Origin of the sequence: Pseudomonas sp. LS44 (assembly GCF_024730785.1) — a bacterium.
Lineage (GTDB): Bacteria > Pseudomonadota > Gammaproteobacteria > Pseudomonadales > Pseudomonadaceae > Aquipseudomonas.
In genome coordinates this window covers 2,730,194-2,742,582 of the sequence record NZ_CP102830.1, presented here as the reverse complement: position 1 = coordinate 2,742,582, position 12,389 = coordinate 2,730,194, and the positions used below count along the sequence as shown (strand labels likewise).

Annotated in this window: 13 protein-coding genes; all 13 read left to right on the top strand. The window is 62.1% G+C overall.

Annotated elements, in window-relative coordinates:
- The first annotated feature begins 9 nt into the window (after window positions 1–9).
- Window positions 10–1,287, top strand: a complete 1,278-nt coding sequence (locus NVV93_RS12170; protein WP_258250907.1) for a flagellar hook-length control protein FliK — start codon at window positions 10–12, stop codon at window positions 1,285–1,287.
- A 236-nt stretch (window positions 1,288–1,523) separates the two neighbouring features.
- Window positions 1,524–2,048 (top strand): flagellar basal body-associated protein FliL, encoded by a 525-nt coding sequence (fliL, locus tag NVV93_RS12165; protein ID WP_258250906.1) that lies wholly within the window; start codon window positions 1,524–1,526, stop codon window positions 2,046–2,048.
- Between the two features lie 9 nt (window positions 2,049–2,057).
- A complete protein-coding gene (gene fliM, locus NVV93_RS12160) occupies window positions 2,058–3,029 on the top strand; it encodes a flagellar motor switch protein FliM (protein ID WP_258250905.1) in 972 nt (323 codons plus the stop codon).
- 66 nt (window positions 3,030–3,095) lie between these two features.
- Window positions 3,096–3,566, top strand: coding sequence for a flagellar motor switch protein FliN (gene fliN, locus NVV93_RS12155; protein ID WP_258250904.1), 471 nt, complete (start codon window positions 3,096–3,098; stop codon window positions 3,564–3,566).
- Between the two features lie 2 nt (window positions 3,567–3,568).
- Complete coding sequence (fliO, locus tag NVV93_RS12150; protein ID WP_258250903.1) at window positions 3,569–3,997, top strand: flagellar biosynthetic protein FliO; 429 nt, start codon at window positions 3,569–3,571, stop codon at window positions 3,995–3,997.
- A gap of 8 nt (window positions 3,998–4,005) precedes the next feature.
- Window positions 4,006–4,770, top strand: a complete 765-nt coding sequence (gene fliP / locus NVV93_RS12145) for a flagellar type III secretion system pore protein FliP (protein WP_258254355.1) — start codon at window positions 4,006–4,008, stop codon at window positions 4,768–4,770.
- An 11-nt stretch (window positions 4,771–4,781) separates the two neighbouring features.
- Complete coding sequence (fliQ, locus tag NVV93_RS12140; protein WP_258250902.1) at window positions 4,782–5,051, top strand: flagellar biosynthesis protein FliQ; 270 nt, start codon at window positions 4,782–4,784, stop codon at window positions 5,049–5,051.
- A 2-nt stretch (window positions 5,052–5,053) separates the two neighbouring features.
- Window positions 5,054–5,830, top strand: a complete 777-nt coding sequence (gene fliR, locus NVV93_RS12135) for a flagellar biosynthetic protein FliR (RefSeq protein WP_258250901.1) — start codon at window positions 5,054–5,056, stop codon at window positions 5,828–5,830.
- 16 nt (window positions 5,831–5,846) lie between these two features.
- Complete coding sequence (flhB, locus tag NVV93_RS12130; protein WP_258250900.1) at window positions 5,847–6,983, top strand: flagellar biosynthesis protein FlhB; 1,137 nt, start codon at window positions 5,847–5,849, stop codon at window positions 6,981–6,983.
- Between the two features lie 307 nt (window positions 6,984–7,290).
- Window positions 7,291–9,387: a flagellar biosynthesis protein FlhA gene (gene flhA / locus NVV93_RS12125; RefSeq protein WP_258250899.1), complete on the top strand. Its 2,097-nt coding sequence runs from the start codon at window positions 7,291–7,293 to the stop codon at window positions 9,385–9,387.
- A gap of 10 nt (window positions 9,388–9,397) precedes the next feature.
- Entirely contained in the window at window positions 9,398–10,717 is a 1,320-nt protein-coding gene (flhF, locus tag NVV93_RS12120; RefSeq protein WP_258250898.1) for a flagellar biosynthesis protein FlhF, read from the top strand.
- 59 nt (window positions 10,718–10,776) lie between these two features.
- Entirely contained in the window at window positions 10,777–11,607 is an 831-nt protein-coding gene (gene fleN, locus NVV93_RS12115; RefSeq protein WP_258250897.1) for a flagellar synthesis regulator FleN, read from the top strand.
- On the top strand, window positions 11,604–12,350 hold the full coding sequence (gene fliA, locus NVV93_RS12110) for an RNA polymerase sigma factor FliA (protein WP_258250896.1): 747 nt from the start codon (window positions 11,604–11,606) through the stop codon (window positions 12,348–12,350). The genes fleN and fliA overlap by 4 nt, the downstream gene beginning before the upstream one ends.
- The last annotated feature ends 39 nt before the right edge of the window (window positions 12,351–12,389 follow it).

The following is a 12,389-nucleotide window of genomic DNA, read 5'->3' as shown; positions in this document are numbered from 1 at the left end:
AGAGTGCCTATGGCTGTTGCCACCGACCTGCTGCTCAAGTCGGCACCTGAAGTAAAGCCCCGAGCACACACCACGAAAGCCCCGGATAACAGCGCGGAACCGCGCAAGAACGAGGCTTCCAGCTTCGCTCAGGTGTATGCAAAGGAGCGCCAGGCGAAAGCCGCCGAGCGTAACGACGAGGCGGCCAAAGCGAAAAGCGAGAAGGCCAAGGCAGCCAACGAGGCCAGGGACGGGGGCGACGACCCGGTTGCCGTGGTTGCCGGTGCCGAGTCGGTAGTTGCCGATAGCGGCAAACCCTTGCCGACCGACCCCGTGGCGGTCGATCCCAGTCCGCTGCCGGGTTTGATCGGACAACCGCCGGCGGCAGACAGCGCGCCGGAAGTCGTTGTCGACGCTGAGCAGGCCGCCGCGCTGATGCTGCCCGCGACGCTCAACCTGACGGCTTCCGGTCCCGCCAGCATGACCGAGGCCAGCCATGATCCGCAGATCGATGCGCTGAACGAAGTGGCAGCCGTCAATCTGGTGCTCGGTCTCGACGGCAAAGCGCAGTCCGCAGGCCAGTCATCGACGCAGACCGGCAACAGCCCAGCGATAGCCAACAGTGTGCAGGGCTTCGCCGCTGCGATAGCCGCGTTCAGCGATGCCAGTGCGCTCAAGGAGGAAGGCCAGCTGGAAACCGAGTTGCCGCTCGACGAGTTGGCTGGCGACAGTCTGGAAACCCTGAGCGACAGCCCGAGCGACCTACGCAGCGATAATTTTGCCAGTAAGCTGAATGCGCTGAGCCAGTCCATCCAGCAGAACTCGCCGAGTCAGCGAGCCGCGCTGGTGCCCGGTCAGCCGGTCGCCATGCAGCAAGGCAATTGGAGCGAAGCGGTCGTCGACCGGGTGATGTGGCTGTCCAGCCAGAACCTCAAGTCGGCCGAGATCCAGCTCAATCCAGCCGAGCTCGGCCGTCTGGAGGTGCGCATCGATATCTCCAAGGACGATCAGACCCAAGTGACCTTCGCCAGTCCCCACGCCGGCGTACGCGACGCCCTGGAAGGGCAGATGCATAAGCTGCGCGAGATGTTCACCCAGCAGGGCATGAACACGCTCGATGTCAGCGTCTCCGACCAGTCGCTAAATCGCGGCGGGCAGGGGCAGGGCGGTGACAGCGAGCGAGGCGCTTCGCAGTTCCGCGGCGGCCACAACCTGCGCGGCGGCGAGGAAGAGATCTCGCTGGGCATGAGTGAAATCCGTTCGACGTCTGGCAGTGGCGGCCGCAGCCTGGTCGATTACTACGCCTGAGTGGGGTGGCCGTTCCAACGGTTGATGGCCGGGCCGCTTCAGTCCGTTCAATCGTAGGAGCGGCCCTTGGCCGTGATCAGCGCACAGCGCGGCACTCGCCAAGTAATAGTGGATGACAGGCCGTAGCCGGCCTGATATATCCGCTGGCCCTTCGCGCTGCTGCGGGCAAGCTGGCATAACACTTGCTCAATCCCGGCAAACGCCCACAAATCTCCGAACAATGACGGATTATTGGCATGGCTAAGACAGACCCGGCAGCGTTACTCCCCGGTAACGACGCAAAACCGGCAAACAAACTCAAGCTGATCGTCCTGATCGCCGTGGTGTTTCTGCTGGCCATTGGCGGATCGGTCGCCGGTACCTGGTTCTTCCTCAACAAAGGCGATGCCAAGGCTGAGGAAAGCACGGCGGCCAGCAGCGAAAGCGCAACGCCGCAGAAGCAGCCGGCACTCTACGAGCAGCTGGCGCCGGCCTTTGTGGTCAATTACAAGCAGGACGGTCGGCAGCGCTACATGCAGGTCAGTGTTGCCCTGATGGCCCGTGACCCAGCGCAGCTGAGCGCACTCAAGGCGCATATGCCGGTGCTGCGCAACAACCTGGTGATGCTGTTTTCCGGTCAGGATTTCACTGCCCTGACCACGCCGGTGGGCAAGGAAATGCTGCGCCAGCAGGCCACCGCCAGCGTGCAGGAGTTGGCGAAGAAGGAGACCGGGCATACGGTCGTCGAGCAAGTGTTGTTCACCAATTTCGTGTTGCAGTAAGAGGCTCGCATGGCCGTACAAGATCTGCTTTCCCAGGATGAAATCGACGCCCTGTTGCATGGCGTCGACGATGGTCTGGTCGAAGCCGATGATGCCGCCGAGCCGGGCAGTATCAAGAGCTATGACCTGTCCAGCCAGGACCGCATCGTCCGTGGGCGCATGCCCACCCTGGAAATGATCAACGAGCGCTTCGCCCGTTACACGCGCATCAGCATGTTCAACCTCCTGCGTCGTTCGGCGGACGTGGCGGTGGGCGGTGTGCAGGTGATGAAGTTCGGCGAATACGTGCACTCGCTCTACGTCCCGACCAGCCTCAATCTGGTGAAGATGAAGCCGCTGCGCGGCACCGGGCTGTTCATTCTCGACGCCAAGCTGGTGTTCAAGCTGGTCGACAATTTCTTCGGCGGCGACGGCCGTCACGCCAAGATCGAGGGCCGCGAATTCACCCCCACCGAGCTGCGTGTGGTGCGCATGGTCATCGACCAGGCCTTCGTCGACCTCAAGGAAGCCTGGCACGCGGTGATGGACGTCAATTTCGAGTACATCAACTCGGAAGTGAACCCGGCCCTGGCCAACATCGTCAGCCCCAGCGAGGTGGTGGTCGTGTCGACCTTCCATATCGAATTGGACGGCGGTGGCGGCGACCTGCACGTGACCTTGCCGTATTCGATGATCGAGCCGATCCGCGACATGCTCGATGCGGGCTTCCAGTCCGATGTCGACGATCAGGACGAGCGCTGGGTCAAGGCCCTGCGCGAGGACATCCTCGATGTCAGCGTACCGCTCAGCGCCACCGTGGCGCGCCGCCAGCTCAAGGTACGCGACATCCTGCACATGCAGCCGGGCGATGTGATCCCGGTGGAAATGGCCGATGTCGTGACCATGCGCGCCAACGGCGTGCCGGCCTTCAAGGCCAAGCTGGGTGCGCATAAAGGCAACTTGGCGTTCCAGATTCTCGAGGCCATCGAGCGTCAGCGTTAATCCACTTCATCCTCTGGCCCAGGCGGCGAGGGGATAAACCATTCCAGCCAGCCGAGGACCGATCCCATGGCAGACGAAAACACTACTCCCGAGGAACAGGCACTGGCCGATGAGTGGGCCGCGGCCCTGTCTGAATCCGGCGATGCCAGCCAGGACGACATCGACGCGATGTTTGCCACCCCGGCCGCCGCCACCCCAGCCAAGCCTGCCGCACCGCTGGCACCCATGGAAGAATTCGGCAGCTCGCCGAAGAATAACCAGATGGTCAGCCTCGATGGCCCCAACCTGGATGTGATTCTTGATATTCCGGTGTCGATTTCCATGGAAGTCGGCAATACCGAAATCACCATCCGCAACCTGCTGCAACTCAACCAGGGCTCGGTGATCGAGCTCGACCGCCTGGCCGGTGAGCCGCTCGATGTGCTGGTCAACGGCACGCTGATCGCCCATGGCGAGGTGGTGGTGGTCAACGAGAAGTTCGGTATCCGTCTGACTGATGTGATCAGTCAGAGCGAACGCATCAAGAAGCTGCGCTGAGCATGCGCGCGGTATTCCTCGCCGCCGTGCTGGGCGGTCTGCCGTTGCTTGCCCAGGCTGCCGAGCCGGCCGCCGCGCCAGTCGTCAGCAGCGGCATCGGTGGGCAGTTAGTGCAGTTGCTGCTGGGCTTGTTGTTGGTGATCGGCCTGATTTTCCTGCTCGCCTGGCTGATGCGCCGGGTCCAGCAGATGGCCCCGCGCGGCGGCCAGATTATCAAGATCGTCGCCACCCAGGCGTTGGGCCCGCGTGATCGGCTGGTGCTGGTGGAAGTCGGTAGCGAACAAGTGCTGCTCGGCCTCAGCGCCGGGCGCATCACGCCCCTGCATGTCCTCGCCGAACCGGTGGTGAGCGCTGCCGGCGAACCGGCATCCGCTGACTTCGCCCTGCAGTTGGCGAAGCTCTTGGGCCGCGAGCAGAAGGGTAAGCCGTGAGCACAGCGATGCGTTTTGCCGTGGCGCTGCTGCTGGTTCTGGGCGCGCCGCTAGTATTTGCCGCGCCGATAGCCGTGGGAGCCGACAATCCGTTGTCGATCCCGGCAATCACCCTGGCGACCAACCCGGAAGGGCAGCAGGAATACTCGGTCAGCCTGCAGATCCTGCTGATCATGACAGCGCTGAGCTTCATTCCGGCATTCGTCATGCTGATGACTAGCTTCACGCGGATCATCATCGTCTTCTCGATCCTGCGTCAGGCCTTGGGCCTGCAGCAGACGCCGTCGAACCAGATTCTCACCGGCATGGCGCTGTTTCTGACCATGTTCATCATGGCGCCGGTATTCGAACAGATTAACCGCGATGCCCTGCAGCCCTACCTGAACGAGCAGATGCCGCCACAGGAGGCGCTCAACAAGGCCGAAGTGCCGCTGAAGAACTTCATGCTGGCGCAGACCCGCACTTCCGATCTTGAGTTGTTCGTGCGCCTGTCCAAGCGCACCGACATCGCCAGCCCGGACCAGGCGCCGCTGACGATCTTGGTACCGGCGTTCATCACCTCGGAGCTGAAGACCGCCTTCCAGATTGGTTTCATGATCTTCATTCCATTCCTGGTGATCGATCTGGTGGTGTCCAGCATTCTGATGGCGATGGGCATGATGATGTTGTCGCCGCTGATCATTTCCCTGCCGTTCAAGATCATGCTGTTTGTCTTGATCGATGGCTGGGCGCTGATTATCGGCACCTTGGCCAGCAGTTTCGGCGGCGTGTAGGAGGCTCTGCGATGACTCCCGAAGTAGCCGTAGACCTGTTCCGTGAAGCGCTGTGGCTGACCGCCCTGATGGTCGCCATCCTGGTTGTACCGAGCCTGTTGGTCGGTCTGCTGGTGGCGATGTTCCAGGCCGCCACGCAGATCAACGAACAAACCCTGAGCTTCCTGCCGCGCCTCATGGTGATTCTCATCACCCTGATCGTCCTGGGTCCCTGGATGATTCGTCAGTTGATGGAGTACACCCAGGGCCTGATCCAGAACATTCCGCAGTTGATCGGCTAGCCGTGTTCGAGCTCACCGATGCGCAGATTGGCGGCTGGGTTAGCAGCTTCGTCCTGCCCCTGTTCCGCATCGCCGCGCTGCTCATGACCATGCCGATCATCGGTACCCAGTTGGTGCCGATGCGCGTGCGCTTGTACCTGGCGCTGGCCATTTGCGTGGTGATCATGCCGACCTTGCCGCCGATGCCGAGCGTCGATTCGATCAGTCTGCAGGTGTTCGTGTTGATCGCCCAGGAAGTGCTGATCGGCGCTATGCTCGGCTTCACCCTGCAGCTGTTTTTCCATGCGTTCGTGATTGCCGGGCAGATTCTCGCCACGCAGATGGGGTTGGGTTTCGCCTCGATGGTCGACCCCACCAATGGCGTATCGGTAGCGGTGATCGGGCAGTTTTTCACCATGCTGGTGACCCTGCTGTTTCTGGCCATGAACGGCCATTTGGTGGTGCTCGAGATCATGGCCGAGAGCTTCACCACCCTGCCGGTCGGCGGCGGTTTTCTGACTGCGCAGTATTGGGAGATCGCCAACAAACTCGGCTGGGTACTCGGCGCCGGGCTGTTGCTGGTATTGCCGGCGATCACTGCGCTATTGATCGTCAACCTGGCCTTCGGCGTGATGACCCGAGCCGCGCCGCAGCTGAACATCTTCTCCATCGGCTTTCCACTGACTCTGGTGGTCGGCCTGGTGATCGTCTGGATCGGCTTGGCCGACATCCTTGCCCAATACCAATCGCTGGCCAGCGAAGCGCTGCAATTGCTGCGCGACATGGCCCAGGCGCGCTGATGAGGAGTCCGCGCTGATGGCCGAGAGCGAAAGCGGCGCCGACAAGAGCGAGGAACCCACAGAGAAGCGGCGACGCGAGTCACGTGAAAAGGGTCAGATCGCGCGGTCCCGCGAGCTCAACACGCTGGCCATTCTGTTGGCGGGCACTGGTGGCTTGCTGGCCACTGGCGGCAGCTTGGCCGACATGATGATGCAGGTCATGCGTGCCAATTTCAGCCTGTCGCGTGAGGTGTTGCTCAACGAGCAGTCCATGGGCCTGTGGCTGATGGCGTCGGGAAAAATGGCGATCGAAGCGCTGGTGCCATTGTTCGTTACTTTGCTGATTGCCTCTATCCTCGGTCCGATTGCTCTGGGTGGCTGGCTGTTCTCCATGGAGGCGTTGCAGCCCAAGTTCAGTCGCATGGATCCGCTGGCCGGGCTCAAGCGGATGTTCTCGGCCAAGGCGTTGATCGAGTTGGTCAAGGCCTTGGCGAAGTTCCTGGTGGTGCTGCTGGTGGCGTTGGCGGTGCTGTCCAGCGATCGCGATGCGTTGCTGGCGATTGCCCAGGAGCCGCTGGATATGGCGATTTTGCACAGCGTGCAGGTGGTCGGTTGGAGCGCCCTGTGGATGTCCTGCGGGATCATCCTGATTGCCGCGGTGGATGTGCCGTTTCAGCTCTGGGACAACAAGCAGAAGCTGATGATGACCAAGCAGGAAGTGCGCGACGAGTACAAGGACAGCGAAGGCAAGCCCGAGGTCAAACAGCGGATCCGGCAGATGCAGCGCGAGATGTCCGAGCGGCGGATGATGGCTGCGGTCCCGCAGGCCGACGTGGTGATCACCAACCCGACGCACTTCGCCGTGGCGCTCAAATACGACCCGAGCAAAGGCGCGGCGCCGGTGTTGCTGGCCAAGGGTGGCGATTTCATGGCGTTGAAAATCCGCGAGATCGCCCAAGAGCACAAGGTCATGATCCTCGAATCGCCGGCCCTGGCGCGGGCGGTGTATCACTCCACTGAGCTGGACCGGGAGATCCCCGCAGGCCTCTATCTGGCCGTCGCCCAAGTCCTGGCCTATGTCTACCAGCTGCGCCAGTTCCAGACCGGCAAAGGCAAACGCCCGACGCCGCTGAACGACCTGCCAATACCGCCGGATCTGCGCCGCGACGAGTGATCGCCTCGTCGCGGGAGGACCCGCGATTGTAGGTTGGGCTGAGGAGCCCGCGACGATGCCCAACAGGCGGTGCCGAGCCGCAACACCGTGACCACGCCGGACTCCGACGTTGGGCATCGCGGAGCTCAGCCCAACCTACGACCACCCGCACGACGCAACTCCGCGCTACGCCCAACCCTATTTCACCCGCCCCCTGACGAGTTGGAATGCTTCTTGCCATACCTTCTGAAAAGCGCCTGTCGGCGTCAAAAGAATGGTTAGTCGGGGTTAGGACGTGGCAGTAGATCGTTCACAGTTGATCGGCAACATGCGCACCAATCTGGCGGGCTTGCGCCAGGGCAGTCTTGGCGTGCCGCTGCTGCTGCTGGCGATGCTCGGCATGATGATGCTGCCGGTGCCGCCGTTCCTCCTCGACGTACTGTTCACCTTCAACATCGCCCTGTCGATTGTCGTCCTGCTGGTCAGCGTCTACGCGCTGCGGCCGCTGGATTTCGCGGTGTTCCCGACCATCCTGCTGGTCGCTACCTTGCTGCGCCTGGCGCTTAACGTCGCCTCCACCCGCGTAGTGCTGCTGCATGGGCAGAACGGCCACGACGCCGCCGGTAAAGTGATCCAGGCGTTCGGCGATGTGGTGATCGGCGGCAACTACGTGGTCGGTATCGTGGTGTTCGCGATCTTGATGATCATCAACTTCGTGGTGGTCACCAAGGGTGCCGGGCGGATTTCCGAGGTCAGCGCGCGTTTCACCCTGGACGCCATGCCCGGTAAACAAATGGCCATCGACGCCGACCTTAACGCCGGTTTGATCGATCAGCCAGAAGCCAAGAAGCGTCGTACCGAAGTGGCTCAGGAAGCCGACTTCTACGGTTCGATGGACGGTGCCAGTAAATTCGTGCGCGGTGACGCGGTGGCCGGTCTGCTGATTCTGTTCATCAACCTAATCGGCGGAATGGCTATCGGCATCTTCCAGCACCAGATGAGCTTTGGCGATGCGGGCAAGGTTTACGCCTTGTTGACCATCGGTGACGGTCTGGTGGCGCAGATCCCCTCGCTGCTGCTGTCCACCGCGGCGGCGATCATGGTCACCCGGGTGTCCAGCTCCGAAGACATGGGCCAGCAGGTCAACCGGCAAATGTTCGCCTCGCCCAAGGCGCTGGCGGTGTCGGCGGCGATCCTCATCGCCATGGGCCTGGTGCCGGGCATGCCGCACCTGTCGTTTATCAGCCTCGGCGCCATTGCCGGCGGCGCGGCTTACTGGATCGCCAATCGGCAGAATCAGGCCAAACACGTGGCCGAACAGGAAGTGCAGCGCCAGCAAGAATTACTGCCGGCGCACAAGGCCCAGGAAATCAAGGAGCTGGGTTGGGACGACGTCACTCCAGTGGATATGGTCGGCCTCGAAGTGGGTTACCGGCTGATTCCGCTGGTCGACCGCAACCAGGGCGGCCAGCTGCTGGCGCGGATCAAAGGGGTCCGCAAGAAGCTCTCGCAAGAGATGGGGTTCCTGATGCCCTCGGTGCATATCCGCGACAACCTCGACCTGCAGCCGAACGCCTACCGTTTGACGCTGATGGGCGTCAGCGTGGCCGAAGCCGAGGTCTATCCCGATCGCGAGTTGGCGATCAATCCCGGTCAGGTGTTTGGCACGCTCAACGGCGTGGCCGCCAAAGATCCGGCGTTCGGCCTCGAAGCGGTGTGGATCGACGTCGCCCAGCGCGACCAGGCGCAATCGCTCGGTTACACGGTGGTGGACGCCAGCACGGTGGTCGCCACTCATCTCAACCAGGTTCTGCATAAGCACGCCCATGAGCTGCTCGGCCACGAGGAAGTCCAGCAACTGTTGCAGGTGCTGGCGAAAAACTCGCCGAAGCTGGCTGAAGAGCTGGTGCCGGGAATGATTTCGCTGTCGACGCTGCTGAAAGTCCTGCAGGCGCTGCTGCAAGAACAAGTGCCGGTGCGCGACATCCGTTCGATCGCCGAGGCCATCTCCAACGTCGCCGGCAAGAGTCAAGATCCCGCCGCGATGATCGCTGCAGTGCGTGTCGCGCTGGCCCGCGCAATCGTGCAAAGCCTTGTGGGACTAGAGCCGGAGCTGCCTGTGATCACCCTGGAACCAAGGTTGGAACAGATATTGCTCAATAGCTTGCAGAAGGCCGGTCAAGGTGCCGAGGATGGAATCCTCCTCGAACCTGGCATGGCTGAGAAGTTGCAGCGTTCCTTGGTGGACGCCGCCCAGCGTCAGGAAATGCTCGGCAAGCCGGCGATATTGCTGGTAGCCGGTCCGGTCCGGGCGATGCTGTCGCGGTTTGCCCGGATGGCCGTGCCGAACATGCACGTGCTGGCCTACCAGGAAATCCCTGACAACAAGCAGGTAACTATTGTCGCCACCGTCGGACAGAACTGAGGTCCAGGCCATGCAAGTCAAACGCTTTTTCGCTGCCGATATGCGCCAAGCCATGAAACTGGTTCGCGATGAGCTGGGCGCCGATGCGTCGATCATCGGCACCCGTCGGGTTGCTGGCGGTGTCGAATTGACTGCCGCCCTGGATTATCAAATGCCGGCGGCGCCGGTGCAGCCCAACCCGGCGCTGGAAGCCGAGCTGCGCAAGACTCAGGCGAAGATCGCCTCGGCGCAGGCAGAGCTGGTGTTGCGCGAGAAGGGTGAAGCGCTGAAGAAAGACGGTCAGCTGTTTGCCAACGAATCCTTGGTCGCTCCCGAGCTCTCGGCCACGCCGGTGCATCTGGAGCGCCCGCTGCCGGTAGCGCCTGTCGCTGCGCCGGTCGCCACCGATCAACGTGCCCTGGACGCCATGCGCTCCGAGATGAGCAGTCTGCGGGAATTGATCGAGGTGCAACTGGGTTCCATGGCCTGGGGGCAGATGCAGAACCGTCGTCCGCAGCAGGCCAGCCTCTGGCGGCGTCTGCAACGTATGGGCCTGCCCGCCGAGCTGTCGCGCAACCTGCTGGAGCGCGTCGCCAATATCAACGAGCCGCGCCAGGCTTGGCGCATGTTGCTCGCCCATCTGGCCCAGGCGATTCGCACGCCGAAGCTGGAGCCGCTGGAAGAGAGTGGGGTGATTGCCCTGGTCGGTCCGGCCGGCATGGGCAAAACCACCACCCTGGCCAAGCTCGCGGCACGCTACGTGCTCAAGTACGGCGCGCAAAATGTCGCCTTGGTCAGCATGGATAGCTTCCGGATTGGCGCGCAGGAACAGCTGAAGACCCTCGGGCGCATCCTCAACGTCTCGGTAACCCAGGTCGACCCGGATCACTCGCTGACTCAGGCCCTGACGCCGCTGGCGCGCAAGCGCATGGTGTTGATCGATACCGCCGGCCTGCCGGCCAACGATCCGGCCCTGCGTCTGCAGCTGGAAAGCCTGGCGGCGCGTGGCATCAAATCGCGGAATTATCTGGTGATGGCGGCGACCAGCCAGAGTCAGGTGCTCAAGGCGGCGTACCATAGCTACAAACGCTGCGGGCTGGTGGGCTGCATCATCACCAAGGTGGATGAAGCGGCGAATCTGGGTGAGGTTCTAGGGCTGGCTATCGGTCAGCAGTTACCGGTAGCTTATCTGGCCGATGGCCCGCGCATTCCCGATGACTTACAGGTACCGCGCAGCCATCAACTGGTGAGTCGTGCGGTCAGCCTGCAAACGCCGGATGAGCCGAGCGAAGACGTCATGGCCGAGATGTTTGCCGGCCTCTATCAAGGCGCTGAACGGCGCGTTGGCTAGATATTTCGATGGCCGCAAGGGAAGCAGTCAAATGAAGCATTACAAGGTGTGGAAATAACATGGCAATGCACCCCGTACAGGTGATCGCAGTGACCGGTGGCAAGGGCGGCGTTGGCAAGACCAACGTCTCGGTGAACCTGTCCCTGGCCCTGGCCGACCTCGGTCGCCGGGTAATGCTGATGGACGCCGACCTTGGCTTGGCCAACGTTGATGTGCTGCTGGGCCTGACCGCCAAGCGCACCCTGGCCGATGTGATCGATGGCACGTGCGATCTGCGCGACGTGATCATTCAGGGGCCCGGCGGCATCCGCGTGGTACCCGCGGCTTCCGGCACGCAGAGCATGGTGCAGTTGACGCCCATGCAGCACGCCGGGCTGATCCAGGCATTCAGTGAGATCAGCGACAACCTCGACGTCCTGATCGTCGATACCGCTGCCGGCATCAGCGATGCGGTAGTCAGCTTCGTGCGCGCCGCCCAGGAGGTGCTGGTGGTGGTTTGCGACGAGCCGACCTCAATCACCGATGCCTATGCGCTGATCAAACTGCTCAACCGCGACCACGGCATGAGCCGCTTCCGGGTGCTGGCCAACATGGCCCACAGCCCGCAGGAAGGTCGCAATCTGTTCGCCAAACTGACCAAGGTCACCGATCGCTTCCTCGACGTCGCGTTGCAGTATGTCGGCGCCGTGCCCTATGACGAATCGGTGCGCAAAGCCGTACAGAAACAACGCGCGGTTTATGAAGCCTTCCCGCGCTCGAAGTGCTCCCTGGCGTTCAAGTCGATCGCCCAGAAAGTCGATAGCTGGCCGCTTCCGGCCAATCCGCGCGGCCATCTGGAATTCTTCGTCGAACGTCTGGTCAAGCATCCGTCCACCGAATCGGCCATATGACCGCAACCACTGGACTGCGTATGTACTACAAGGCACAGGCTCGTGATGCCCAGCACCAGCTGATCGAACAATATGCGCCGTTGGTCAAGCGCATCGCCTACCACTTGCTGGCCCGTTTGCCAGCCAATGTGCAGGTCGAGGATTTGATCCAGGCAGGGATGATCGGCCTGCTCGAGGCCTCGAAGAAATACGATGCCAGCAAAGGCGCGAGCTTCGAGACATTCGTCGGCATCCGCATCCGCGGCTCGATGCTCGACGAGGTGCGCAAAGGCGACTGGGCACCGCGCTCAGTGCACCGCAACAGCCGCATGGTCAGCGACGCAATCCGGAAAATTGAAGCGCGAACCGGACGCGACGCTAAAGATCAGGAGGTTGCGGCCGAACTCCAATTGAGTCTCGAAGATTACTACGGCATTCTTGGCGACACTTTGGGCAGCCGCCTATTCAGTTTCGACGACCTGCTCCAGGACGGCGAACATGGCGAGCTGGCTGAAGACGCCGAAAGTACCCACTCACAACCTGCACGAGAACTGGAAGACGAACGCTTCCAGGGGGCCCTGGCGGACGCCATTGCCAAGTTGCCGGAGCGCGAGAAGCTGGTGTTGTCGCTGTATTACGACGAAGAACTCAATCTCAAGGAAATCGGCGAAGTGCTGGGGGTCAGCGAGTCGCGGGTCAGCCAGTTGCATAGCCAGTGCGCAGCGCGTCTGCGCGCACGTTTGGGCGAGTGGCGCGCGCGCTGAAAATTTGCAGTTGCACGATTGATTGACGCTTTCCCGGGC